The sequence below is a fragment of the Amycolatopsis cynarae genome (genome assembly GCF_026802195.1).
GTDB classification, from domain to species: Bacteria; Actinomycetota; Actinomycetes; order Mycobacteriales; family Pseudonocardiaceae; genus Amycolatopsis_E; species Amycolatopsis_E rhizosphaerae.
This window is the reverse complement of sequence record NZ_CP113836.1, coordinates 334,523-360,018: the sequence shown is the minus strand read 5'-3', so window position 1 is coordinate 360,018 and position 25,496 is coordinate 334,523. Positions and strand designations below refer to the sequence as shown.

Annotated in this window: 16 protein-coding genes; 9 read left to right on the top strand and 7 right to left on the bottom strand. The window is 70.1% G+C overall.

Features of this window, described 5'->3' with window-relative positions:
- Positions 1-8 precede the first annotated feature (8 nt).
- Positions 9-1,559, top strand: coding sequence for a dolichyl-phosphate-mannose--protein mannosyltransferase (locus ORV05_RS01690; protein ID WP_268756691.1), 1,551 nt, complete (start codon positions 9-11; stop codon positions 1,557-1,559).
- Between the two features lie 72 nt (positions 1,560-1,631).
- Here ORV05_RS01690 and ORV05_RS01685 read toward each other — a convergent pair whose 3' ends face one another.
- The gene (locus ORV05_RS01685) at positions 1,632-3,428 is read right to left on the bottom strand and encodes a serine/threonine-protein kinase (RefSeq protein WP_268756690.1); all 1,797 of its coding nucleotides are present in this window, start codon (positions 3,426-3,428) and stop codon (positions 1,632-1,634) included.
- Between the two features lie 163 nt (positions 3,429-3,591).
- Here ORV05_RS01685 and ORV05_RS01680 point away from each other — a divergent pair, with 163 nt between their 5' ends.
- The 3 genes from ORV05_RS01680 (at position 3,592) to ORV05_RS01670 (ending at position 8,062) form a co-directional block, all read left to right on the top strand.
- Complete coding sequence (locus ORV05_RS01680) at positions 3,592-5,466, top strand: propionyl-CoA synthetase (protein WP_268756689.1); 1,875 nt, start codon at positions 3,592-3,594, stop codon at positions 5,464-5,466.
- A 148-nt stretch (positions 5,467-5,614) separates the two neighbouring features.
- Positions 5,615-7,174 (top strand): beta-N-acetylhexosaminidase, encoded by a 1,560-nt coding sequence (locus ORV05_RS01675; RefSeq protein WP_268756688.1) that lies wholly within the window; start codon positions 5,615-5,617, stop codon positions 7,172-7,174.
- Between the two features lie 72 nt (positions 7,175-7,246).
- On the top strand, positions 7,247-8,062 hold the full coding sequence (locus ORV05_RS01670; RefSeq protein WP_268756687.1) for an SGNH/GDSL hydrolase family protein: 816 nt from the start codon (positions 7,247-7,249) through the stop codon (positions 8,060-8,062).
- Between the two features lie 246 nt (positions 8,063-8,308).
- Here the strand turns inward: ORV05_RS01670 and ORV05_RS01665 are convergent, their stop codons facing one another.
- Together ORV05_RS01665 and ORV05_RS01660 are read right to left on the bottom strand one after the other, a co-directional pair.
- A complete protein-coding gene (locus ORV05_RS01665; RefSeq protein WP_268760075.1) occupies positions 8,309-9,727 on the bottom strand; it encodes a pyridoxal-dependent decarboxylase in 1,419 nt (472 codons plus the stop codon).
- Positions 9,728-9,785: 58 nt separating this feature from the next.
- Positions 9,786-11,648 carry a tetratricopeptide repeat protein gene (locus tag ORV05_RS01660; protein ID WP_268756686.1) on the bottom strand — a complete coding sequence of 621 codons (1,863 nt, stop codon included), beginning with the start codon at positions 11,646-11,648 and terminating at the stop codon, positions 9,786-9,788.
- A 73-nt stretch (positions 11,649-11,721) separates the two neighbouring features.
- Between ORV05_RS01660 and ORV05_RS01655 the strand changes: the two genes are divergently transcribed.
- On the top strand, positions 11,722-12,213 hold the full coding sequence (locus tag ORV05_RS01655) for a PH domain-containing protein (RefSeq protein WP_268756685.1): 492 nt from the start codon (positions 11,722-11,724) through the stop codon (positions 12,211-12,213).
- Complete coding sequence (locus ORV05_RS01650) at positions 12,210-13,688, top strand: PH domain-containing protein (protein WP_268756684.1); 1,479 nt, start codon at positions 12,210-12,212, stop codon at positions 13,686-13,688. The genes ORV05_RS01655 and ORV05_RS01650 overlap by 4 nt, the downstream gene beginning before the upstream one ends.
- On the opposite strand, the gene ORV05_RS01645 is transcribed toward ORV05_RS01650, so the two are convergent.
- Complete coding sequence (locus ORV05_RS01645; protein WP_268756683.1) at positions 13,656-15,125, bottom strand: phytoene desaturase family protein; 1,470 nt, start codon at positions 15,123-15,125, stop codon at positions 13,656-13,658. The genes ORV05_RS01650 and ORV05_RS01645 overlap by 33 nt on opposite strands.
- Positions 15,126-15,240: 115 nt before the next feature.
- Here ORV05_RS01645 and ORV05_RS01640 point away from each other — a divergent pair, with 115 nt between their 5' ends.
- Positions 15,241-16,395 (top strand): FAD-dependent monooxygenase, encoded by a 1,155-nt coding sequence (locus tag ORV05_RS01640; RefSeq protein WP_268756682.1) that lies wholly within the window; start codon positions 15,241-15,243, stop codon positions 16,393-16,395.
- Here ORV05_RS01640 and ORV05_RS01635 read toward each other — a convergent pair.
- Together ORV05_RS01635 and ORV05_RS01630 are read right to left on the bottom strand one after the other, a co-directional pair.
- Positions 16,377-18,059 (bottom strand): hypothetical protein, encoded by a 1,683-nt coding sequence (locus ORV05_RS01635; protein WP_268756681.1) that lies wholly within the window; start codon positions 18,057-18,059, stop codon positions 16,377-16,379. The two genes, ORV05_RS01640 and ORV05_RS01635, sit on opposite strands and share 19 nt — an antisense overlap.
- Positions 18,060-18,234: 175 nt before the next feature.
- A complete protein-coding gene (locus ORV05_RS01630; protein WP_268756680.1) occupies positions 18,235-19,542 on the bottom strand; it encodes an Ig-like domain-containing protein in 1,308 nt (435 codons plus the stop codon).
- A 589-nt stretch (positions 19,543-20,131) separates the two neighbouring features.
- Between ORV05_RS01630 and ORV05_RS01625 the strand changes: the two genes are divergently transcribed.
- The gene (locus ORV05_RS01625; protein WP_268756679.1) at positions 20,132-22,711 is read left to right on the top strand and encodes an RCC1 domain-containing protein; all 2,580 of its coding nucleotides are present in this window, start codon (positions 20,132-20,134) and stop codon (positions 22,709-22,711) included.
- A gap of 127 nt (positions 22,712-22,838) precedes the next feature.
- On the opposite strand, the gene ORV05_RS01620 is transcribed toward ORV05_RS01625, so the two are convergent.
- Positions 22,839-24,047: an oxygenase MpaB family protein gene (locus ORV05_RS01620; protein ID WP_268756678.1), complete on the bottom strand. Its 1,209-nt coding sequence runs from the start codon at positions 24,045-24,047 to the stop codon at positions 22,839-22,841.
- Positions 24,048-24,315: 268 nt separating this feature from the next.
- On the opposite strand from ORV05_RS01620, the gene ORV05_RS01615 reads away from it, so the two are divergent.
- The gene (locus ORV05_RS01615; RefSeq protein ID WP_268756677.1) at positions 24,316-25,479 is read left to right on the top strand and encodes a TetR/AcrR family transcriptional regulator; all 1,164 of its coding nucleotides are present in this window, start codon (positions 24,316-24,318) and stop codon (positions 25,477-25,479) included.
- Positions 25,480-25,496 lie beyond the last annotated feature (17 nt).

Here is a 25,496-nt window from a genome sequence, read left to right as displayed (position 1 = left end):
CAGTCAGCGTGACCGCCCTGCTGACCCGCCCGCACGACCCGGTGAAGGCACCTCCTCCGCCGACGGACCGCGAGGCCACCCTGCTCGGCCGCCCGATGCCGACCGACCGGCTCCGCGGCTGGCTGGTCACGCTCGCACTCGGCCTGCTCGGGGCCATCACCCGGTTCCAGAACCTGGGGTTCCCCACCGACAAGGGCACCCCGGTCTTCGACGAGAAGCACTACGTGCCCCAGGCGTGGCAGATGCTGCGCAACGGCTGGTTCGAGGACAACGCCGGCTACGAACTGGTCGTCCACCCGCCGCTGGCGAAACAGCTGATCGCGCTCGGCGAGTGGGCGTTCGGCTACAACGGCTGGGGCTGGCGGTTCAGCTCGGCGGTGGCGGGCACGATCATCGTGGTGCTGACCGTGCGGGCCGCCCGCAGGCTCACCCGCTCCACCCTGCTCGGCGGGATCGCGGGCATCCTGGTGGTCTGCGACGGGGTCCTGTTCATCCAGTCCCGCATGGGGATGCTGGACATCTTCATCGCGCTGTTCACCCTGGCCGCGTTCACCTGCCTGCTGAAGGACCGGGACCAGGTGCGGGAGCGGCTCGCGGTCGCGGTGCGCGAGGGCTGGGCCGACGAGTCGCCGTGGGGGCCGCGGCTGGGCTTTCGGTGGTGGCGGTTCGCGACCGGCGTGTTCGTGGGGCTCACCTTCGCGATCAAATGGTCCGGCCTGTACTACATGGCGTTCTTCGGGCTGCTGATCGTCTTCCTCGACGTGGCCGCCCGCCGGGCCGCCGGGGTCCCGCACCCGTGGCTGGGCACCCTCCGGCGTGACGTGGCCCCGGCGCTGTGGGCGCTGGTCGCCATCCCGACCCTGATGTACCTGGCCAGCTGGTGGGCCTGGTTCGCCAGCGAATCGGCGACCGACCGGCACTACACCGAGATCAAGGACATCTCACCCGGCTTCTGGGGCTGGGTGCCGCCGGCACTGCGTTCGCTCGGCGACTACTCGATGAACGTGCTGCACTTCCACGAAACCCTGGTCACGCCCAAGAACGACCCGCACCCCTGGGAGTCGAAGCCGTGGACCTGGCCAATGGGGCTGCGGCCGATGCTCTACTACTACGAGTCCGGTTCCAGCGCCTGCGGCAGCAACGACTGCGTACAGGCCACCATGCTGATCGGTACCCCGGCCACCTGGTGGCTTGCCTTCCCGATGCTCGGCTGGGGACTGTGGCGCTGGCTGTTCCGCTTCGACTGGCGCTATGCGATGGTGCTGGTCGGGTACTTCGCGGGTTACCTGCCCTGGTTCACCAACATCAACCGGCAGATGTACTACTTCTACGCGACCCCGCTGGCGCCGTTCCTGGCGCTCGGACTGACGCTGGTACTCGGCCAGATCCTCGGCAGTGCGCGGCGCGGGTTCGAACGGCGCGGCACCGGCCTGCTCGTGGTGTCGCTGTACGTGGGCCTGGTGGTGGCGAACTTCGCCTGGCTGTGGCCGATCCTCAACGGCGACTCGATCTCCGGTGCCCACTGGCAGGCCGAACTCTGGCTCCCGTCCTGGCGCTGACCCCACCGAGACCCTGCTGGCTTTTCCCGTGAGGGGTCCCCTCACGGGAAAGAAGGCCCGGGAACGGGGCGGTCAGGGGCGGGGCGGGATGACGCGGGTGGTGGCGTTCGGGCGCACCGGCGCGACGATGCGGGTCACCGGGCCGTCGAGCGACTTCCCGGCCCGCGCCAGCCAGCCCTCGACCTCCTGCCGCACGGTGTTCAGCGTGGGGCGACGGCGCGGCTCGTTGTCCAGCGAAGCGATCAGCAGCCGGGCGTGCGCCGACCGCTGCGGCAGGCGGTTCGCCGGCTCCGCCCTGGCGGCCGCCATCAGCGCCGCCATCGGCGACTCCCTGGTGCCGCGCGGCGGGTAACCGGACAGCGCGTAGCTCACCGTCGCCGCCAGTTGCCAGGCGTCCGAGGCCGGGCTCGCCGGGGCCCCGGCGGCCTGCTCGGGGGCCACGAAGTCGGGGGTGCCGATCATCATCCCGGTCGCGGTCATCGTCGAATCGCCCCGGCTGCGCGCGATCCCGAAATCGATCAGATGCGGTACCCCGCTCGGGTCCACGACCACGTTCGACGGCTTGATGTCGCGGTGCAGCACGCCCTTCTCGTGCGCCGCGGACAGCGCACCGGCCATGGTCGCCCACAGCCTGCCCGCCGCGATGTCGTCGAGCGGCCCCTGGGTGTCCACCGCCGTCGCGAGTGCCTGCCCCTCCAGGAACTCCATCACCAGCGCGAGGCCGTCGGGCTCCTCGACGAGGTCGTAGACGCGGACGCAGTTGGGGTGGTTCACCATCGCGAGCGCGCGGGCCTCGCGCCGCATGCGCTCCTCGGTGTCGGGGTCGGGTGCGTGCGCGATCTTCAACGCCACCGTGCGGCCGAGCTGCGTGTCCACGGCCTGCCAAACGGTGCCGAAACCGCCGTGACCGAGCCGTCGCATCCGCCGGTATCGCTCGCTGCCCGCTGCGGCGGAACCGGGCGGTACCGGCAGGGGACCGGGGGTGGCCGCCAGCTGCGGGGCCGGCGCCAGCGCCGTCGGCGGGTACTGTCGGGGCGGCTGCGGTTGTTGCTGAGACTGCTGGGATTGCTGAGGCCCTTGCGACTGCTGGGACGGCTGGGGCGGTTCGGGCCTCGGCTCCGGCCTGGGTTCGAGCTGCTCGGCACGGGACGGCGGCTCGGGCTCGCGCTCCTGCTTCGGCCGGTTGATCACGGCCCACGGCGGCGGTCCGACCAGGGCGACCGGGATCAGACCGAGCACGCTGACCGGCAGGAACCCGAGCCACAGGTGGACGGCGGTGTTCGCCTCGACCGACGCGCTGAACACCACGAACAGCACGAATGGCACCCACAGCAGACGACCCGGCCACTTCTGCCCGCGCCGCATCGCGGTGCGGGCCTGCAGGATCACGAAGAACAGCGAGATCGCGGGCAGGCCGACCAGCGCGGCGAGGTAGTAGCCGTAGGCGAGTTTGTTGCCGGAGGGGTAGAACAGCGTCTCGAAGACGTTCTGCCCCCTGCCGAGGTACTCGCTCTGCGTGCCGATGAAGTCGCAGTAGTTGCGGTTCATCGTGGACAGCTCGGCCCCGGACAGGCCGGACGGCTGGCCGGTGGCCACCGCCCGGTAGATGCCCGAGACGCCGTTGGCCGCCAGCCATGGCAGCAGGAGCACCGTCACCAGCCCGACCGCGGCGATGACACCGAGCGTGACCGCGTCGTAGGTGTTGCCGGTGAACTTGCGCATCAACGCGACGATCACGGCGCCCAGCACGGGGAACAGTGCGATCAGCGCACCCGCGGCGCTGGTCGCCCATACCCAGTCGCCAGGACAGAACCCGGGGTTGAACAGGGTGTGGGCGAGGGAGAGCAACCAGCTCCCGAAGGCATTCACCGCCGGCGTCCTCCTGGTTGGATGTTTTCCGGACCTCCAGCCTATTAGCTCCCGGCGTCCGGGGTCCGACCGGCGGGCGCTGCCGCGTACGTCTCATATCGGGCCGTACCGGCATGAGCCATGATGTGGGCAGCAGCGGCTCGATGACGAGGAGGTCTGTCCCATGGGCAGCTATGCCGAGGAGTACCAGCGAAGCCTGACCGATCCCGAGGGGTTCTGGCTGGGTGCGGCGAAGGCCATCGACTGGACACGGGAACCTTCCCAGGCCCTCGACTCGACGCAGGCGCCGCTGTACCGGTGGTTCCCCGACGGGGAGCTCAACACCTCCTACAACGCACTGGACCGGCATGTCGAGCGCGGCCGCGGTGAGCAGCCGGCGCTCATCTGGGACTCGCCGGTGACGAACTCGAAGCGCACCTACAGCTACGCACAGTTGCGCGACGAGGTGGCCCGGTTCGCCGGCGCGCTCGCCTCGCTCGGCGTGACGAAGGGCGACCGCGTCATCGTCTACATGCCGATGGTGCCCGAGGCACTGGTGGCGATGCTGGCCTGTGCCCGCATCGGCGCGGTGCACTCGGTGGTGTTCGGCGGGTTCGCCCCGAAGGAACTGGCCGCGCGCGTCGAGGACGCGAAGCCGAAGGTGATCGTGGCGGCCTCGTGCGGTGTCGAACCGAGCCGGATCGTCGAGTACAAGCCGATCATCGACGCCGCGCTCGCGGAGACCGAGCACCAGCCGGAGCACGTGGTGGTCCTGCAGCGCGAGACCGCGCGCGCCGAACTCGGCCCCCGCGATCTCGACTGGACGGAACTGGTCGCGGGCGCCACCCCGGCGGACCCGGTGCCGGTCGCCGCGACGGATCCGCTCTACATCCTCTACACCTCGGGCACGACCGGGAAGCCCAAGGGCGTGGTCCGCGACGCCGGCGGCCACGCGGTGGCACTGGCCTGGTCGATGACCGCGGTCTACGACATCCAGCCGGGCGACATCTGGTGGACCGCTTCCGACGTCGGCTGGGTCGTCGGGCATTCCTACATCGTGTACGGCCCCCTGCTGGTCGGCGCGACCACCGTGATGTACGAGGGGAAGCCGGTGGGCACGCCCGACGCGGGCGCCTTCTGGCGGGTCATCTCCGAGCACCGGGTGAAGGCGCTGTTCACCGCGCCCACTGCGCTGCGGGCGATCAAGCGGGTCGACCCCGAGGCGAAGGAACTGGCCCGCTACGACCTGTCGGAGTTCAAGACCCTGTTCATGGCCGGTGAGCGCCTGGACCCGGAGACCTACCACTGGGCGCACAAGATCCTCGGGGTGCCGGTGATCGACCACTGGTGGCAGACCGAAACCGGCTGGGCGATCGCGGCGAACCTGCGGGGACTGGAGCCGATGCCGGTCAAGGCGGGCTCGGCGACCGTGCCGGTGCCGGGATACGACGTGCGGATCCTGGACCAGGCGGGGGAAGACCTGCCCGCCGGGCGGGAGGGCGCGATCGCGATCAAGCTGCCGCTGCCGCCGGGCACCCTGCCCACGCTGTGGGGCGACGACGCCCGGTACATCGACGCGTACCTCTCCCGGTACGAGGGCTTCTACCTGACCGGTGACTCGGGCTACCTCGACGAAGACGGCTACCTGTTCATCATGGGCCGCACCGACGACGTGATCAACGTGGCCGGGCACCGGCTGTCCACCGGCACGATGGAGGCGGTGCTCGCGTCGCATCCGGCGGTGGCGGAGTGCGCGGTGATCGGCGTGCACGACGAGCTCAAGGGACAGCTGCCGCGCGGGCTGGTGGTGCTCAAGGCGGGCGCGGACATCGACGAGGAGACCCTGCGCCAGGAACTGATCGCCGCGGTGCGCCGCGACATCGGCCCGGTGGCGGCGTTCCACCAGGTGTCCATTGTGGACGCGCTGCCGAAGACGCGGTCCGGCAAGATCCTCCGCAAGACGATGCGCGGCATCGCCGAAGGGCGCGACGAGCCGGTCCCGTCGACCATCGAGGACCCGGCCGTGCTCGACGCCCTGCGCGCCGTCCTCCGCGACTGACACACCCCGGTACGACAGGGCCGTGAGGGATCCCCTCACGGCCCTGTTCGCGTCCGTGCCGGCTCTGCACCCGGTTGGCGGCATTGCGCGGTCCCGCACATTGGTCTATACCTTTATGGCCCCGGTCCCCTCACCGCCGGAGTGTCCGATGCGCAGACGCAGTTTCCTCGCCGCCCTGCTGGGTTCGGCCCTGTTGACCCTGACCGCGTTCGCCCAGCCCGCGAACGCGGCACCAGCATCCCGCAGCCTCACCGACGTCGTCCCCGTCCCCGTCTCGGCCCAGGCCGACCCGAGGGACGACTTCCGCCTCACCCCGGCGACCGTGCTCGCCGCGGGCCGCGGCACCGAACAGGTCGCCGCCTACCTCGGCGACCTTCTCCGCCCCGCCACCGGTTACCGCCTTCCGGTCGTCGCCAAGGCGAGGAGCTCGGCGATCACCCTGGACCTCGGTGCGAGCCCGCGGGTCGGCGAACAGGGTTACCAGCTCGACGTCTCCCGCCACGGCATTTCGTTGCGCGCCAACACCACGGACGGCCTGTTCGCCGGGGTGCAGACCCTGCGGCAGCTGCTCCCCGCCGCGGTCGAAGCGAAGACCGTGCAACGGGCGCGCTGGGTGGTGCCCGGTGGCCACATCCTCGACTATCCGCGCTTCGCCTACCGCGGGGCGATGCTCGACGTGGCCCGGCACTTCTTCACCCCGGACCAGGTGAAGCGCTATATCGACGAAATCGCCCAGTACAAGATCAACCGGCTGCACCTGCACCTGGCGGACGACCAGGGCTGGCGCATCGAAATCAGGAGCTGGCCCCGGCTGGCGACCTACGGCGGCAGCACCGAGGTCGGCGGTGGCCAGGGCGGCTACTACACCCAGGAGCAGTACCGCGATCTCGTCGCCTACGCGGCCTCGCGCCACGTCACGGTCATCCCCGAGATCGACATGCCGGGGCACACCAACGCCGCGCTCGCCTCGTACCCGGAGCTGAACTGCGACGGCGTGGCACCACCGCTCTACACCGGGATCGACGTCGGCTTCAGCTCGCTGTGCGTCGATAAGGACATCACCTACAAGTTTCTCGACGACGTCATCGGCGAACTTGCCGCGATGACACCGGGCCGGTACCTGCACATCGGCGGCGACGAGGCCCACGCCACCACACCCGCCGACTACCAGAAGTTCATGGGCAGGCTGCTGCCGCTGGTGGAAAAGCACGGAAAGCTCGTGCAGGGCTGGCACGAGATCGCCAAGGCCGATCCGGCCGTCAGCGCGGTGCCCCAGTTCTGGGACACCGACGGCCAGGACGCCGACACCGCCGCGGCGGCCGCCCGCGGCAACAAGATCCTCATGTCCCCGGCGAACAGGGCCTACCTCGACATGCAGTACAACGCGGGCAGCCCGCTGGGCCTGCACTGGGCGGGCTACGTCGAGGTGAAGGACGCCTACGACTGGGATCCGGCCACGGCCGTGCAGGGGGTCGGCGAGGAATCGGTGGCCGGGGTGGAAGCGCCGCTGTGGTCGGAAACCCTGACCACGAGCGCGAACATCGAGTACATGGCCTTCCCGCGGCTGGCCGGAATCGCCGAGATCGGCTGGTCCCCCCGGTCGACGCACGACTGGGCGACCTATCGGGAACGGCTTGCCGCGCAGGGGCCACGGTGGACCGCCCAGGGCATCGATTTCTACCGCTCGCCTCAGGTCGACTGGCCGTGATGGCGGTGGCATCGGTGACGGAGCTCTGCTAGACAAGGTCTCTTCGGTGAACAACATCCGACGGAGATCTCAATGGGCTACAAACGTTTTGTCGCCCTGGGCGACAGCTGTACCGAGGGGCTGCACGACCGTTACCCCGGCAGCACCCGGTACCGGGGGTGGGCGGACTTGACCGCGGCGGCGCTCGCCGCGGTCGAGCCCGGCCTCCGCTACGCGAACCTCGGCGTGCGGGGGCGCAGGCTCGACCAGATCATCGTCGAGCAGTTCCCCACCGCACTCGATCTGTCCCCGGATCTGGTCGTGCTGTTCGGTGGCGCCAACGACGTGATGACCCGCCATTTCCGGCCCGAAGTGGTGGCCCAGCGGGTGGAGGCGGCGGTACGGATGCTCACCCGGGCCGTCCCCACCGTTGTCGTGTTCACCCTCAGCGACGTGTCCAGCCGGGTGCCCGGGGTGCTGCGCGTCCGTGCCCGGCTGGAAGCGCTCAACCAGGCCATCCGCACCTCCGCGGAGCGGCATGGGGCGCTGGTGGTGGACCTGTGGGAGGAGGACGTGCACGACCTGCGGTACTTCGGTTCGGACCGGCTGCACCTGTCCGGACCGGGCCACCGCAGGCTCGCCGCGTATCTGCTCACCCTGCTGGGCGTGCCCGCCGATCCCGCCTGGCTGGCCCCGTTACCCGGAGACCCGCTGCGCCCCGGGCTCCGCGCGCACGCGCAATGGTTGTGGCAGGAGGTGCTGCCGGTGGCCCTCACCCGCACCCGCAACTGGTTCGCCGGCCGCTCGCCGGGCGACGGGTTCGCCCCCAAGCGCCCGGAACTGCTCCCCGTCCTGCCCGAGGAACTCAATCCGCTGCACGCCCTCCCCGGCGGCACCGCCCCCGGCTGATCCGGGCGTCGGCCGTGAAGGGGCTGCGCGCTGCCGTGAAGGGCCCCTTCACAGCAAATACGACCGTGAGGGGACCCCTCACGGCAGTCGCTCGGCGGGGGAACGGCGCTTCCGGGGCCGGGGGCGTGCCCTCAAGGTGGCCTTGAGGGCGTTTATGACCCTGAAGGCGACCTTCAGGGCATCCCGCCCCGGCACCAGCGTGGGACTCCCCCGGCGGACCCGAGCCGACCGGACTTCGCCGTGTCTTCACGGCTCACCGTAGGCCGCGCGGATGGTGTGCCAGGCGGCGGTGACGTGGTCGGCGGTGGTGGCGGGGGCGCCGATGGCCATGCGGAGCAGGACCTGCCCGTTCACCTTGGTGTGGCTGAGATAGAGCGCTCCCGAAGCGTTGACGCGTTCCATCAGTGCGAGCGTCTCCTCGTCCGAGGCCCTCGCGGGTCGGAAGCACACCAGGCCGAACGGGTGGTGCTCCCGCACCTCGAAGTCCGGGTCGGCGGCCACCAGCCCGGCGAAGTGCCGGGCCAGCTCGATCCCTGTGCGGAGGTGGGCACGCAGCCCCTCCGCGCCGTACCAGCGGATCACCGACCACAGTTTCAGCGCACGGAACCGGCGTCCGAGCGGGATCTGCCAGTCCCGGTAGTCGATCACCTCGCCCGATTCGCTGGCCGCGTTGCGCAGGAACTCCGGCAGGATCGACAGCGCTTCGATCACGGGACGGCGATCGGCCACCCACAGCAGTCCGCAGTCGAAATTGGTGAGCAGCCACTTGTGGGGGTTGGTGGCGTAGGAATCGGCGTACTCGGCCACCCCGTCGTTGATCCACCGCAACTCGGGGCAGATCGCGGCGACCCCCGCGTAGGCCGCGTCGACGTGCAGCCAGACGCCGTGTTCGCGGCACACCTCGCCGATCCGGCGCACCGGGTCGACGGCGGTGGTGGAGGTGGTACCGATGGTGGCGCACACCAGTGCCGGTACCACGCCTTCGGCCAGGTCCGCTTCGAGGAGCGTGCGCAGGTGCCCGGGATCCATCTCCAGCGTCTCCGGGTCCACGTCGACCACGCGGACCCCGCGCGCGCCGATCCCGGCGATGCGCCCGGCCTTCTCCAGCGCCGAATGCGTTTGCGAGGACACGTAGATCGCGTAACGCCCGGCGATCCCGTCGGCCGCCACCTTCCCGCCGCTCGCCCGGTGCAGCGCCGCCAGCACCGCGACGAGCGCCGCGCTGGACGCCGAATCCTGGATCACCCCGCCCCCGGCCGAGTCCGTGCGGAACCGCTCGGGCAAACCGAGCAGTTCGGCCAGCCAGTCGACCACCACGGTTTCCAGTTCGGTGCAGGCCGGGCTGGTCGCCCAGACCATCCCCTGCACGCCGAGCCCGGCCGAGAGCAGGTCGCCGAGGATCGCGGGTCCGCTCGCGTTGGCCGGGAAGTAGGCGAAGAAGTCCGGATGCTGCCAGTGGGTGATGCCGGGGAGGATCACCCGGTCCAGATCGGCGAGCACGGTTTCGTAGGGTTCACCGTGTTCCGGGGGATGGACGGGCAGCATCGCGCGGACCTGCCCGGGGACGACCTGCGCCCGCACCGGATGTTTCTCGATGGTGCTCAGGTAATCGGCGATCCAGTCCACCACCTGCCTGCCGTGGCGGCGGAACTCCTCCGGTGTCATGTGCCCAGCCATGCCCCCACTCAACCCACGCGGTCGCGGCACCGCAACGGCGGCCGGCTCACCCCTGCGGCCAGGGCACGCGCCGCCACGGGCTGTCGCGGTTCGCCGGGTCGAGCAGCGTGCGCACGGCCGCGATGGTCTCCTCCTGCGAGTCCACCGCCCACTGCTCGTCGCGCTGCCCGATCTGCCGCAGCCATAGTTCCCGTCCCGTCAGGAAATCCGCGGCGAACTCGTGCCACGACCGGTAGGCGCCCGCGGTCGGCTCGGCGAGCGGGTCGAGCAGTTCCCATGCCTGGTGTTCCCGAATGAACCGGGCTTCGAAGGCGTCACGGACCATCAGCACGAAGCGCCCGGCATCCCAGGCCAGCGGCGGGTGCCCCAGGACCTCGGCCATGTCCGCGCGGTGCCCGCCGGCGAGGAACCATTCCGCGGTGGACAGGAAATCCTCGGTCGAGGTGATGTCCCAGCTGTCCTCCAGCCGGTACCGGGCCGCATGCGGGTCGGGCTCCGCGTGCAGCCCGAGCGTTTCGTTGTTCCCGTCGCCGTTGCGTTCGGTGAGGATCGAGGACAGTGCGATCAGCCACCGCCGCCTCGGCTCAAGTGGCGAAAGCCCCAGGGTCGCCAGTGAGTCGCGGCTGTCGCGCACCGCGCCCGTCAACTCGTCGTCCTCACCGAGGAAACGTTCGCAGTCGGCGAGCAGTGCGGCGATCTGGTCGCCCGCCGGGACGAGCCGTCCCGTCGCGTACTGCGCGTTGGCCAGCACGTAACGGCACGACAGCGTCCCAGGATGCCCGGCGCCGAAAAGGCGCTCGCGGTCCCGCACCACGCGTTCCAGCAGCGGGATCGCCTCCTCTTCCCGCTCGGCGTGGTAGTACATGGTGGCGAGTTCCCCCCGGATCCGCACCAGTTCCGGATGGTCGTCGTCGTAGGACCGCTCGGTGTCGGCGAGCACCGCCTCCAGCGCGGTGACGGCCTCGTCGAAGCGCCCGGTCTGCTGGTAGGCGAGCCCGAGTGAGGCCCGCGCGACGAGCAGGCCGTGATAGCCGGGTTCGTAGACCGCGCCGAGCCCGGACACCGCCCGCTCCAGCAACGGGATCGCCCGCTCCGGCTCGCCGGTGTCCAGATAGGCCCTGGCCAGGTCGTGCCACGCGTCCCAGGTCTCGGGGTGATCGGCGCCGTGCACCCGTTCCCGCACCGCGACGGTCTCCGTGAGCAGGGCGATCGCCTCCCCGGCGCGGTCCGCCGCGAGCAGCACGGCCGCGAGGTTCGCCTTGGCGGTCAGGGTCTGCGGGTCCTCGGGCCCGTGCATTTCGGCGAACGCGTCCGCGACGGAGTCCAGCAACGGGATCGCTTCGTCCAGCCGCCCGGTGTCCCAATAGGCCGAAGCCAGTCCGCTCCGCGCGCCCAGGCAAAGGTCGTCCCGCTCGCCGAACACCCGTTCCGCCGTCGCCAGTGCTTCCAGGAACAGGGGGATCGCGTCGTCGTGGCGTTCCGCGGAGCGGTATGCGCGGGCCAGCGCGAGGGTGAAGGTCAGCGCCGTCCGGTCCTCGGGGCCCGCGGCGCGCTCGGCGCCGGCGATCGCTTCGAGGTAACCGGCGATCGCCTCGTCGAGCCGCCCGGCGGCCCGGTACGCCCCCGCGAGATTGCCCTTCGCCACCGCGAAATCGATCGCGTCCTCGCCCCGCAGGCGTGCCAGGTCGGCGCACAGCCGCTGGAAGACCTCGATCGCCTCGTCGAGCCTCCCCGCCGCGAAGTAGGCGCTGCCGAGTTCCGCCCGCCGTTCGGCGGCCTCCTCGCTGTCCGCCCCGTGTTCGTGCTCCGCCTCGCTGAGCGCGGTCAGGCCGGCGAGGATCTCCTGGTCCAGTTCCGCGCCACCGCCGTAACCGCCCTGGACGATGTCGTCGAAGTTCGCCTGTGTCACAGGGAGACCGTAGTGGCCACGGAATTCGACGAAGTCGGGTGTCTTTCCGCCCGGCATCGGGCACAGTGGCGCTGTGACCGAACCCGTGCTCGACCTCCGCCCGCCCGCGAACCGGGTGAGCCGCAAGGCGGTGCTCTACTGGACCGCCAGGGCGGCGCTGGGCTGGCTCGCCCCGCTGGTGGGCGAACTGGTGTGGCTGCTGCTCGGCGGCGGTACCGTGCTCGTGATCGCGCTGCTCGCGACCGGAGTGCTCGCGGCCGCCCATCTCGTGGTGATGCCGCAGTGGCGGTACCGGGTGCACCGCTGGGAAACCACCCCTCAGGTGGTCTACACCCAGTCGGGCTGGTTCAACCAGGAACGCCGCATCGCCCCGGTTTCCCGCATCCAGACGGTCGACACCGAACGCGGCCCGCTGGAACGGCTGTTCGGACTGGCGAATCTCACCGTCACCACCGCCTCCGCCCGCGGTCCGGTGCACGTCCACGGCCTCGACCTGGACACCACGCAGCGGCTCGCCGCCGAACTCACCGCCCGCACCCAGGCGGTGGCGGGAGACGCGACATGAACGAAACCGAGACGTGGCGGCGGCTGAGCCCGAGGATGCTCGCCGTGCATCCGGTCCAGGAGGCCGTCCGGTTCCTGCCGGTGCTCGTCGGTGTGCTGTTCATCGGCCAGAACGGCCAGGGGCACCTGTGGAGCCTGATCGGCCTCGGCCTCGCCATCGGAGCCGGGCTTCTGCGCTGGTTCACCACCACCTACCACATCGATCCCACGCACGTGCGGGTGCGGCGGGGCCTGCTGCGGCGGCGCGAACTGTCGGTGCCGCGGGACCGGGTGCGGACGGTCGACCTCACCGCGCACCCCATGCAGCGAGTTCTCGGGCTGAGCCGGGTGGTGATCGGCACCGGCCGGTCCGACCGGGGCAGCGAGGGCGTCACGCTCGATGCGCTGACGGCCGCCGAGGCGGCCCGGCTGCGGGCCGAACTGCTCGGCAGGCCGGTGCCGGTCTCCGCGGCGGACGCCCCGGAGGCAGGCCCGTCCACCGGTTCCGAGCTCGCGCGGCTCTCGCCGCGGTGGATGCTCTACGGCCCGTTCACGCTCTCCGGTATCGCGACCTTCGGTGTGGTGGCTGGCTGGGTGGGCAACGAAACCCGGTTCGACCCGGAGGAGTTCGGCCTGTTCCGCTCGGTGATCGGGCAGTTCAGTGAGCTGCCGGTGGCGGTGGCCGTCCTGGAGATCGTGGTCGCGGTGGCGGTGCTGGTGGCCGTGCTGTCGATCGCCGCGTACGTGCTGGCGTTCTGGCGGTTCCGGCTCGTCCGCACCGACGGCACGCTGCACGTCACGCGGGGCCTGCTCACCACCCGTTCCACCACGATCGAACTGCGACGGCTGCGCGGGGCCGAGATCAGCGAACCTTTGCTGCTGCGGGCCGTCGGTGGCGCACGCTGCCTGGCCATCACCACCGGACTGCGCGTCGGCCGGGGTGCCGAGCGCGGCGGTTCGGTCCTGCTGCCCCCCGCGCCGCGGGCCGAGGCACGCCGGGTCGCGGAGGAGGTCACCGGCGAAACCGGTCCCGCCACCCATCCGCTCGTGCGGCACGGCGGGCGAGCCCGGCGACGGCGGCACACCCGGGCATTCGTCTTCGCCGCGCTGGTCACCGGAATCCTCGCCCTGCTGTGGTGGCTGGCAGGCTGGCCAGCCTGGCCCTGGCAGGCCGCGCTGGCCCTGTTCCCGCTCGGTGCCCTGCTCGCCGAGGACCGCTACCGCAACCTCGGCCACGCGCTGCTCGGACGGCGCCTGATCATCGGGATCGGGAGCCTGGTGCGGCGGCGCTACCTGCTCAGCTCGGACGGTGTGATCGGCTGGGTGATCCGCCGGTCGTTCTTCCAGCGGCGCGCCGGGCTGGTGTCGCTGACCGCGACCACCGCCGCCGGGCAGGGGCATTACACCTGCGTCGACCTGCCCGCCGCCGAAGCGATCGCCCTCGCCGACGCCGCGGTGCCCTCGCTACTGGAGCCATTCCTGGTCCGGCGCCAGTGACGGCATCTCACTGATGCCGAATTCGTTGCGCAACACGGATTTCGCAGCGTAGTAGCCGCCCATGCCGTGCACGCCGGGGCCCGGCGGGGTCGCCGCGGAGCACAGGTACACCCCTGGCAGCGGGGTTTGGTAGGGATTCCACTTCGGCACCGGGCGGGCCAGCAACTGCCGCACGGTCACCGCGCCCGCCGCGATGTCCCCGCCCACGTAGTTCGCGTTGTACTCGGCCAGTTGCGGGGCGGTGGTGCCGCGGTGGGCCAGCACGGTGTCCCCGAACCCGGGTGCGAACCGTTCCAGCTGGCGGCACACCAGGTCCACCGGATCGACGGGATCGGCGTGCGGCACGTGGCAGTACGCCCACACCGGCCGCTTCCCGGGCAGTCCCCGCGTCTCGTCGGCCGTCATCGGCTCCGAGACCAGCACGAACGGGCTGCCCGGCCGACGGCCCCGCGCGGTCGCGGTTTCGCTGGCGAACACCTCCGCCTGGTCCCCGCACACGTGCACGGTGCCCGCCCTGCCCAGCTCCGGGTTCGCCCACGGGATCGGCTCGGACACCAGGAAGTCGACCTTGGCCGCGCCCGGGCCGTACCGGTAGTTCTCCAGCCGACGCCGGTAGGGGGCGGGCAGCATCGGCCCGGCGAGGTCGAGCAGGTTCCGGGGACCGATGTCGAGCACGACCGCCCGGAAGCCCGTCAGGTCGCCGAGCGTGTCCACCGGCTGTCCGGTGTGCAGGATTCCGCGGTGGTCGAGGATGTCCTCGACCAGCACGTTCGCGATGTGCCCGCTGCCGCCGCGGGGCAGCGGCCAGCCGGTGCTGTGCGCGAGGTGCCCGAGCAGCAGCGTGATCATCCCGCCGGGCAGGCTGGGCAGCCTCCCGACCGCGTGCGCGGCGACCCCGGCGAGCAGTGCGGACGCCTCGGCACCGCGGAAGAAGGACCGGGCCAGCGGGGTGCCCTGGGTGAGGACGCGGGGCGCCAGGGCGAGCAGCACGCGAGGGTCCGGCGGCAGGTGGCGCTGGTCGGAGAACACCGTGTCCACCAGTTCCCGGCTGTGCTCGGCCAGCGGCCGCATCAGCCAGCGGTAGCGGGCACCGTCCGCCCCGAGTCCCTCGCAGGTGCGGTCGAGGTCGCGGTGGGCCAGCGCGGCCCGGCCGCCGTCCAGCGGATGCCCGTAGGCGATCTCGGGCAGGCACATCTCGACGCCTCGGGCGGCGAGGTCGAACTCGCGGAAGAACCGCCCGGCGACCGCGAGCGGGTGCACCGCCGAGCACACGTCGTGCACCACGTCGTCGTCGAACAGGGCCGCCGAACGCAGGCCGCCTCCCAGTTGGGGTGCGGCTTCGAACACTTCCACGCGAAGCCCGGCGCGAGCGAGCACCACGGCCGCGGCCAGGCCGTTGGGACCGGATCCCACCACCGCGGCGTCGCTGGAAACCATGCCCCCACTATGGGCCCGGGTTCGCCCACCCGCAGCACCAGGCCCACCACGATCCGCCGACGGGCGGTCAGCGCACGGTCAGCGTCCGGTCAGGCGAGCCCGGCATGGTCGGCTCATGCGAAACCTCAAGGTCCTCGTTTCCGGCGCCAGTGTCGCCGGCCCCGCCCTTGCCTTCTGGCTGCGGCGTTTCGGCTGCACGGTCACCGTGGTGGAGAAGGCTTCGGCCCTGCGCAGGGGCGGCCAGGCGGTCGACTTCAAGGGCCGGACCCACCTCACCGTGCTCGACCGCATGGGCCTGACCGGGGAGATCAGGCAGTACCAGACCGGCGGCCATGACCAGACCATTGTGGACGGACAGGGCAGGGCACTGGCCGTCATCCCCGGCGAATGGACCGGGGGCGACATCGAGATCCGGCGGGGCGACCTCGCCAGGATCCTGTACGAGCGGACGGCGAACGACTGCGAGTACCTCTTCGGCGATTCCGTGCGTTCCCTGACCGACACGGGATCCGGCGTGGACGTCACGTTCGACCAGGCCGCGCCCCGGACCTTCGACCTGGTGGTCGGTGCCGACGGCATCCACTCCATGGTGCGGAAGCTCGTCTTCGGCCCCGAGCCGGAGTTCGTGCACCAGTCCGGTTACTACTACGCGCTCGCCGAACTCCGGGAACCGCTCGACTGGCCTGCCCGGATGTACAACGAGCCGGGCAGGCTGGTGTCGACCGGCGGGCCGAAGGCCCCGGTGTTCTTCGTCTTCAAGTCCTCGCCGCTGCGCTACGACCGCTACGACCCCGAACAACAACGCCGACTGGTCATCGACGCCTACCGCGGCGCGGGCTGGCGCACCGGGGAGGTGCTGGCGGCGGTGGCGAAGGGCGGGGACTTCTACCTGGATTCGATCAGCCGGGTCGCGATCGATCGCTACGCCTCCGGCAGGGTCGTGCTCCTGGGCGATTCCGCCTACGGCAACACGCTCGGCGGGTTCGGCACCGGACTGGCCATGGTCGGCGCGTACGTCCTCGCCGGTGAACTCCTGGCCGCCGACGGCGACCACCGGGTGGCGTTGCGCCGGTACGAGGAGAAAATGCGGCCCTACGCCAAGATCGCCGGGAAGAGCAGCGCGGGCCCGTTCCTCGCCCCGCCGACCAGGCTGCGGATGAGGATGCGGAACCGGATGTTCAACTCGCCGTTCCTGCTGCGCCTCCTGCTCAGGATGACCGACAAGATGGCCACGGACATCACACTCGAAGACTACGAACGCGCCTCGTGATTGCTGTCGGCGCGCTCCTCGTCGGTTCTCGCGAGAGCTAGTTCCTCTTCCGTCGCTTCGCTTTCCCCGAGGGCCGAGTGCTGGAGGAGGAACGCGGTCGCGACCGCGCCGAGCACACCGCCGACGGAGCGCAGGCGATGCGCTTCCGCGATTCCCGCGTCGCCGGCGTGCGCGAGACCGGCCTTCAGGAACCGGCGTGTTTCCGGAGAGGGCACCTCCTGGGCGAACCTGGCCAGCTCAGCGGCGGCATCGGCGGGCTCCCTGGCGGCGGCCCAGAGACCCAGGGCCGTGTCGAGGACCGGTTGGGACACCTCGTAGAGCTGGTCGTAGAGCTCCTCGGCGTCCAAGCCGAGGAGCTCGTGCACGTCCGGCGCGGCGAATCCCGAGTCCAAAAAGGACTCGCGAACCGCCCAGAGTGCGAGCGGGGTGAGGGCGACCAGAGTCAGGTCGGGATCGTCGGTGCCGGACAGTTCGACGAGCTGCTTCCGTTCGGCGGGGTCGGACACCACTGTGGACTCGATGGCACCCAGCAGTTCCATCGCGCCGAGCACGCTCGCCAGCTCCCAGCGCCACATGAGGTCGGTCATCTTGCCCAGCAACGGATGGCGGGACACGGAGAACTGCTCGCCGAGGTTTTCACGGATCAGATCGACCAGCAGTTCCACCGGTATCGGGGTGCCGCCCGCCGTGTAGAGGCACATCCAGAGCTCGCGAACCACCTCGTCGAAGACCTCACCCAGCACCGACGGCCCGTCCTGCGTGGACGCGCACACCGTCTCGCCGAGTCGATCGAGCACGGAGAACAGGCGCTGCCACAGTTCCAGCGGCCGGTTGAGCATCGCTTCCGGGCGGTCCGAGGGCACCAACCGGTCCCCGGCGACACGCACGGTGCGGGCCGCCCTCGCCCACTCCACGAGCAGGGCCACCTCGGGCAGATCCGCGCCGCTGCTCACTCCGTCCCGGTGCCGCTTGTCCAGGCCGAGCAGGCTCGCCAACTCCCGCGCGTCGTCGATCCGCAGCCGCTGGTTGGGGGTCAGCGACCGGCCCGCACCCACCCAGTCCACGAAGGCCCGCAGGCGTCCGGTCAGCCGTGCCGACTCGGCCAGTGCGGGCAGCCTTTCCGGCGGGGGCAGGACGACCGGCGGCATCGCGGGCTGCTCGTCGAACCCCATGTCCGCCGGGGGCCGCCGCAGGATCGCGGTCGCGGTCTCGGGGTCGAAGGGGATCGCTCCGGCCGCGGCCTCGGTGGCGAACCGGCGCACCTGGTCGCGGTCGGAAAGGTCCACGCCGTACTCGAGCATGCGCGCGGTCCAGAACTTCGGCATCCCGAAGCGCCGCTCGTCGGCCATCGCGGCCAGGAACTCGGCCTCGCCGCGGTCGATCTCGGCGTGCAGGTCCGCCGGGTCGCGGCCCGATCCTTCGGCGAGGAAATCGACCATCCCGTGCAGTGCGGGCACCACGCCGGGCAGTTCGGTCTCGCGCAGGGTGACGGTGCGGGGGAACCACTGGCGCATCAGCGTCCGGATCTGCCACGGGGACCACTGCCGCAGGTCACCCCCGGCCCGGTCGCGGAACTCGAGCGCCGAGGACACCACGGCCGGGTCGCCCTCCCGCCCGTGCGCCGCCGCCCAGGCCGGGAACTCCGCCAGCAACTCGTCCAGCATGGCACCACTATTCCCTCCCACTCCCGGCCCGCAACACGAGCGAACGAGAACCGGACAAGGCGGGCGAAAAGACGTGGGCGTCCGTCCGCCGCGAGTGATGCGGCGGGCGGACGCCCACTGGCTGGTGTGAATCGGTTACTTGCCGGTCCTCACCGGATGGCGCGTCGGAAACGCGTCACATGATGTCCGGGCAGTTGCGGCTACCGTAAACGGTGTTCCCCGTTCCGGTGGCCGTGCCGATGTTGCCACCGCAGGTGAGGCTGCCGTAGATGACATTGTTGAAGACCCTGATCGGGCCGGCGTTGCCGGTCAGGCTCAGCGGGCCGTAGATCTGGTTGCCCGCACACCCGGCGGTCGGGTCACCGATGGTGATGGCCCCGGACACACCGCTGAGGCTCACCGGCCCGGACACCGTGGTGCCGCAGAGCGTCACCCCGGCCCCACCGCTGGCGGTCAGGCTGCCACCGATGTACGCACCCGCGGCCGTGGTCAGCGAACCACTGCCGCTGATGGTGATGCTGCCCTGGATGCGGGCGTTCGGGCCCAGGCAGATCGGGGTGGTCACGCTGAGGCCGGTGTTGACGGTGTAGTCGATCGTCCGGCACACCGCCGCGCCGACATTCACCATGATCGAATTGGACCCGGGCAGACACGTGCTGCCGTTGCCGCTGTAGTCCGCGCGAATGGTGTGGCTGCCCTGCGTCAGGCCGTTCGGCAGGTCCAGGTAGGCCGTTCCGCTGTTCACCGTCTGCGGCATGCCGACCGGCACGTTGTTGTCGTAGAACTGGACGGTGCCCGTCGGCGTGCCACCGGTGCAGGTGACCTGGGCCACCAACCGGACCGGCGCACCGGCGGTCGGGTTCGCCGGCACGGTCGAGACCGTGACGTTGCTGGTGCTGCCCACCACGATCACGGTGCTCTGCGACGTGCTGGGGCAGTTACCGTTGGTGTAGTCCGCGCGAATGGTGTGGCTGCCCACCGGCAACCCGCTCAGCAGATACAGGTTCGCGGTGCCGGTGGAGTCCAGCACCAAGGGGCCGTCGATGGCGCTGTTGTTGTCGTAGAACTGGACGAAACCGGTAGCCGTGGTGACTCCGGTGCAGGAGACCTTGGCGGTGACGGTGATCGGGGTACCCGGTGCAACGGGCGAGGGCGGGTTGGTGGTCAGGGTCAGCGTCGACGTCGTGACCGTCAGCGGCGTGGCCGGGGAGGTATTGCCGGCACAGCTACCCGCCGAGTTGTCGGAGACGTAAACCGCCTTGATCGAGTGAGTTCCGGCCGCCGTCGGGTTGTAGAAGGCGATGACACTCGTAGCCTGGCCTGTCGTGGCGGCAATGGGAACGTTGCCATCGATCTGCGTCAGACCGTCGAAGAACTGGACATAACCCGATGGATGTTCAGTGGTGACCGCGCAGGTGATGGTCGCCTGGAGTTGAACCGTCTGCCCCGGGCTGACCGTGGTGGGAAAGACGGAGATACCCACGCTGCTGGCTCCCCCCGTCACTTGCGCGGAGGCCGCCGGTGCTGTGAGCACGAATGTGCCGAGCCCGAGGATGAGGGCAGTCAAGAGCCCGAAAACGCGCCCCGCGTGTCCTCGCAAACTGGTCAGGACCACACGCGGCCTGCGTGTGGACTGTTCCCCCTCGTGCGGGGACGAAGTGTTCCGCCGCCCGACGCGTAGATCCAAGTTCATCTGGTTCCTATCGATAGTGACAACATTGGCGTGATCACGCCGAGCCTCGCCTTCTGATCCACGGTCCTCGAGTAGGGGTCGTGTCCCGCGGATCGCCTCCTCTGGCGATGCCCGTCGTTTGTCGATGACTCGACGCTGGGGCTCATCGGCACGATCCGGGGGGTGCATGAAGACCCACCGGAAAAATTCGCCCGATCGAGGTGAGGCGAAAATCGCCGTTCATTATCTCGATCTCGGCGCCACCCTCGGAAATGATCAAGACGCCGTACGACGGCCCATTGCCGGGATCATCCGATCGTCCACTTTGCCGTCTCCCTGAATTGCTTTCTCAAGCGTTTCAAGGCATTCGGCTGACTCGATCTCCTGTCCTCGGGCCCAAATGCGCCAACAAACCCGGGAGGAAATCGCCCCATTATGGCGGCCAATCGACCTTGTTACTTTCTGTGTTGGAGATCAAGTTCGGTACGCCCGGCAGTGGGCCGCCGAGCACCGGATCGAGCGCACGCCATCACCCGTTATCCGTTGGCCTGGGGAGGACGACATGCTCATCGCCACCACCACGACGTTGACGATCTCACCGGATTCCGTTCCGGCCGGCTGGCCGGTGACGTTCACCGTCACCGTCACTCCCGCCAGTAGTGCCCCCCAGCCCGTCAGCGGCGGGGTCCGCCTTGAGAGCGGGACCACTCATCTGGCTTCCCTCCTGCTTCCGCCTGACGGCAGCGGCGTCGTGACGTGGACGACCACCCACCTCGCACCGGGTTCGTACAACGTCACCGCCATCTTCGAGTTCGGCGGCATTTACGACCGCTCCACCTCGGCGGCGGTACCCCTGACGGTCGCCCCGACCACACCCACTTCGACCGCGTCGAGCAGCCTTGCCGCCACACGCGCGGCATCGGGCGGGTTCCCTCAGGCCACGGCGACCACCCCGCCCGGCTACGAACTGGCCTGGGGCGACAACGTGTACGGCGAGGTGGGTGACGGCACCACCGTCAACCGAAATGTGCCGGTGTTCTCCTCACTGCCCCCGAACGTCCTGGTGACCGGAACCGACGGTGGATATTCCTTCAGCCTGGCGGTGGCCTCCACCGGGCAGGCACTGGCGTGGGGCTACAACTCCTACGGCCAACTGGGCAACGGCTCGACCACCAACAGCGACGTACCGGTGCCGGTGTTGCTACCGTCGGACACCACTGTCACCGCTGTCTCCGCAGGCGCCTATCACGCTTTGGCCTTGACCTCGACCGGGACCGTGCTGGCGTGGGGCGCCAACTGGTACGGCCAACTGGGCAACGGCACGTTCGACAGCAGTTTGGTACCGGTGCCGGTATCGCTGTCGCTACCTGTCGGAGTCACCATCACCGCCATCGCCGCCGGGGCTTATCACAGTCTGGCCCTGGCCTCGAACGGGACCATGCTGGCCTGGGGCGCCAACTGGTACGGCCAACTGGGCAACGGCGACACCAGCGGCACGAACCAGCCGACGCCGGTGCCGGTATCGCTGTCGCTACCCACGGGAGTCACCGTCACCGCCATCGCCGCCGGGGGCGCTTACAGCTTGGCCCTGACCTCGGACGGGACGGTGCTGGCCTGGGGCGCCAACTGGAGTGGCCAACTGGGCAACGGCGACACCAGTGGCGCGAACCAGCCGACGCCGGTGCCGGTATCGCTACCTCCTGGCACCATCGTCAAGGCCATCGACGCTGGTGGGGCACACAGCTTGGCGGTGACCTCGAACAACGGGCTACTCACCTGGGGCGACAACTCGTCCGGTCAACTGGGCGACGGCACGCACACTTCGAGCTATGTCCCGGTGCCCATATCGCTGCCGGGCACGACGATCACCGAGGTGGCAGGCGGCGACTACTACAGCTTGGCGATGACCTCCACCGGTCACGCTCTGGGGTGGGGCGACAATTCTTACGGACAGGTGGGCGATGGAACATTCATCCAACGGACGAGCCCCGTCGCGGTGTCGTTGCCGGGAGACACCACTATCAACACCATCGCTGCCGGCGGTGTTCACAGCTTGGCGATCAACGCACTGACGCCCACCACGACGTTGCTCACCCAGTCACTGGAAACGACGACGCTGGGGCAGCCGGTGACCTTCACCGCGACCATCACCCCGGACACCGCACGTGCCGAGGCGCCGACCGGGACGGTCTACTTCTACGACGACAACGGCAGCACGCTGCTGGGCAGCGCGCCGGTGGCCCCGAACGGGCGTGGGGGCGGGATAGCGCGATTCACCACGACGAATCTCGGCGTGGGTACGCACCACATCAGCGCCCACTACGGCAGCGATGTCAACTTCGAGGGCTCCGATTCGAACACGGTCGACCACGTGGTCGGACAGGCCTATGCCGCGGTCGTGCTCAACGAATCGCCGTCCTCCGTGACGCCCGGCCAGCCGGTGACCTTCTTCGTGGACGTCATCCCGCCCGCCGGAGCCGGCGGCTTCGTTCCCACCGGGACGGTGCGGTTCAACGACGGAACCGCGGTGCTGGGCAGCGCGACGCTGAACAACGGGACAGCCGTCTTCACCACCACTCTTCCCAGCGGGACCCACGTCGTCACCGCCACATATCTCGGTGACACGAACTACCTGGGTGGTCTGGTCTCCTCCCCGGTGCTGGTGGCCGTCAACGCCCCCAAGGCCAGCACCAACACCGCGCTCACCGTGGTACCCCTGAGCCCGCGGTCCGGGCAGACGGTGACCATGACCGCCACCGTCACCGCCGTCGCACCGGCGACCGGCACCCCCACCGGCACCGTCAGCTTCTACGACGGCACCACCCTGCTCAACACCGCCACTCTCGACCCCAGCGGAGTCGCCACCTACAGCACATCCGCTCTCTCGATCGGCACTCATTCCATCAAGGCCGTCTACAACGGCGACAGCAACTTCCTGAGCTCCACCTCAAGCACACTGCCGGTGACCGTCACGCCGTAGCGACCAGGTGACCGTGCCGGGCCCGTCCCTCCTGGACGGGCCCGGCACTCCTTTTTGGACGCTCTACCGCGGACAGCCGGTTCGACGACTCGCTCCCCGGGCGCCGGGCCGGCCTCCCCGCCGCGGTTCAGGCTCCCGGCCGGTTCGCGGTGGGAATCGTGATGGGCGTGCTCGTCGGTGAGGTGCCTTTGTTGAGGAACAGCATCGCGATCGCACGCACGAACTGGTCGAACAGGTAGAACTCGGCGGGTGCGACCGGGATCAGCCCCTCGCGGAAGGCGATGTAGGCGGGCCACACGGTGCGGATCAGGGTGGCCGCCGCGTAGTCGCGCGGCAGCCCGAGCCAGTCGCCTATCGCGTCGCTGAGCACGTAGCGCACGAACTCGTTGAGGAAACCGCGGGTGACGCCCAGGTCGATCTGCGCGGTCAGCCCGAGCAGGTCCTGGGCCAGCTCCTTGCCCTCGGGGGTCGGGGCCAGGATCGGCGTGAGCACCTGCGCCGACTGCGCGTCCGCGTCGGCCCATGTCTTGGGGATGAACTCGTCGCGCACGCCGAGCATGTGGATGGCGACCTGCCACATGTGCAGGAAGGCATCCTCGTCCGCGGCCGACATCGGGACCTTCCATTCGAGCAGCTTCCGGTGCACGAAGGTGCCGAGGCTGTGGAAGGTGACCAGGATGTCGCCGTTGCTGATCGGGATCTGCTCGTTGGTGACCGCTTCCCAGTGCGACGACTGCGGGAGCAGGTGACGCACCGCCGCGTGCACCAGTCGCGTCTTGTTGGCCGTGACCAGGAACTGACCCGTGGGTTCGAAGGCGGTCAGCTCGCTCAGGTCGTAGCCGAAGGTGAACGTCTTGGCCGCGCGGTCCTGCATGTTGGCACCGCCCGCGGACCAGTAGACCGACCTGGCTTCACGCGGGATGACCGTGCTCATGATGCCGCTGCCGAGGCCGTACAGCATGAACAGGTAGGTGTCCTTGCGGCGGTTGAAGTCGGCGGCGAGACGCAGCTTGTCGCGGTCGGCCCAGGAGGGCAACTGGTTGACCTGCTGGAGGTAGGCGGTGAGGTCCGCGGGCAGACCGCTGGGCAACGGGTCGGCGTTGTTCACCCACGACTTCAGCGCGGTGTTGACCGCGGGGACCTGGCCGGTGTCGATGAGTCCCGCCACCAGCGCGTCCACTTCGTCGTCCCAGACCCACCACGGGTCGGTGCCCGTGCCGGTTCCGGCCATCGAGCCCGCGGGCGACCACGCCCACGCCGGGGCGGTGCCCGCCACGCTCACCAAGCCCAACGCGGCGCCGAGGGACAGGACGCTTCTTCTGCTGAGATTGCTCATTTACTTACCTAGCTTCCTTGGTAGGTGTGGTCGGCAATTGTCCTTGAGACGATGGCAGATCAGGCAGGATCCCACTCGGTCGATGAAGAGATTTTCCATTAACATATCGAGGTGGGCCGCCGGTCGGCAAGGGGCATCTCCGAGCTGAATCGGTCCGCCGGGCGACCTGCCGGGCAGTCGCCCCCCGCTGGTGTCAGGCTCTGGGTTCGGTTCGTGGTTGACTGGCGCGTATGGCCCTGTTCCCGCGCACGTCCGCCCGGGTGCCGCGGTGACCGCCGAGTCCGCCGCGGCCCTTCGACCGCGCAACCGCAAGCAGCTCATCGTCGAAGCGGCCGGCCGGGTGTTCAGCAGGCGCGGCTACCACGGGGCGTCCATGGAGGAGATCGCGGCCGGCGTCGGCATCACCGCGGCGGCACTGTACCGGCACTTCCCGAACAAGTACGCGCTGTTCGCCGAGTGCGCGAACGGCATGGTGGACGGGCTCGTCGCCGCGCTCGACGAGGTGCCCCCCGAAGCGGCCTTGGCGGACGTGCTCGCCGCCGTCACCCGGGTCACCGTCGCCCATCGCACGTCGGGTGGCGTGTACCGGTGGGAGGCGCGGTACCTCAACCGCGAGGATCGCCGGGTGCTCCGGACGAAGTTCGCCCACGTCGTCGAGCGGGTGACCGGCGTGGTGCGGCGCGAGCATCCGCTACCCGGCGAGCACCTGCGAGCCGCCGCGGCCCTCGGTGCGATCGGGTCCATCACGATGCATCGCACCTCGATCGCCCAACGGCGGGCCGAAGACCTGCTGCTGGCCGCCGCCCTGCGCGTGGTCGCGACCGACCCCACGGCGGGCATCGGAAGCGCCCACCCCGTCGAACTGCCTGCCCAGCCCGTACCGCGCACCCGGCGCTCGGAGATTCTCGCGGCCGCCGTCCCGCTGTTCGAACGGGACGGGTTCGCCAACGTCACGAACGGCAGGATCGCCGAGGCAGTGGGGCTGGTCCCGTCCGCGCTCTACCGGTACTTTCCCGGCAAGACCGACATCCTGGCCGCGGCCTGCCTGCAGGCGGCGGACCTCCTGGCCCAAGCGGTGGAACAGAACCTTCGCGGGGTGGCCGACCCGCACGACGCCGTGGTCGCGCTGGCGGCGACCTACGTGGCCTACAGCTTCGAGCACACCGCGCTCACCAGCGTTGCCCACGCCGAACTCGTCGGCCTGCCCGCCGACCTGCAGCGGCCCTTGGTCGTCGCGCAGCGTGAGCACATCGCCGTCTGGGAGCGGGAACTGCGGCAGGCGCGTCCGGAGCTCGATTCGCGCCAGGCCCGCGTGCTGGTGCACGCGGGGTTCGGCGTGGTGGTCGAGGCCGGACGCAGACTGCGGTGGCGGGACACCCCCGACCACCGCGAGGCCGTTGCCGCCTTGGTCCTGGGCGCCCTGGGCGTTTGATTTCCGCCCGCCGACGC

What these genes read in the sequence shown, in the direction of transcription:
- ORV05_RS01680 (WP_268756689.1), top strand. Translation starts at nt 3,592, where the DNA reads ATGGGCAGCTATGCCGAGGAGTACCAGCGAAGCCTGACCGATCCCGAG.
- ORV05_RS01650 (WP_268756684.1), top strand. Translation starts at nt 12,210, where the DNA reads ATGAACGAAACCGAGACGTGGCGGCGGCTGAGCCCGAGGATGCTCGCC.
- ORV05_RS01645 (WP_268756683.1), bottom strand. Translation starts at nt 15,125, where the DNA reads ATGGTTTCCAGCGACGCCGCGGTGGTGGGATCCGGTCCCAACGGCCTG.
- ORV05_RS01635 (WP_268756681.1), bottom strand. Translation starts at nt 18,059, where the DNA reads ATGCTGGACGAGTTGCTGGCGGAGTTCCCGGCCTGGGCGGCGGCGCAC.
- ORV05_RS01665 (WP_268760075.1), bottom strand. Translation starts at nt 9,727, where the DNA reads ATGACACCGGAGGAGTTCCGCCGCCACGGCAGGCAGGTGGTGGACTGG.
- ORV05_RS01640 (WP_268756682.1), top strand. Translation starts at nt 15,241, where the DNA reads ATGCGAAACCTCAAGGTCCTCGTTTCCGGCGCCAGTGTCGCCGGCCCC.
- ORV05_RS01625 (WP_268756679.1), top strand. Translation starts at nt 20,132, where the DNA reads ATGCGCCAACAAACCCGGGAGGAAATCGCCCCATTATGGCGGCCAATC.
- ORV05_RS01670 (WP_268756687.1), top strand. Translation starts at nt 7,247, where the DNA reads ATGGGCTACAAACGTTTTGTCGCCCTGGGCGACAGCTGTACCGAGGGG.
- ORV05_RS01620 (WP_268756678.1), bottom strand. Translation starts at nt 24,047, where the DNA reads ATGAGCAATCTCAGCAGAAGAAGCGTCCTGTCCCTCGGCGCCGCGTTG.
- ORV05_RS01675 (WP_268756688.1), top strand. Translation starts at nt 5,615, where the DNA reads ATGCGCAGACGCAGTTTCCTCGCCGCCCTGCTGGGTTCGGCCCTGTTG.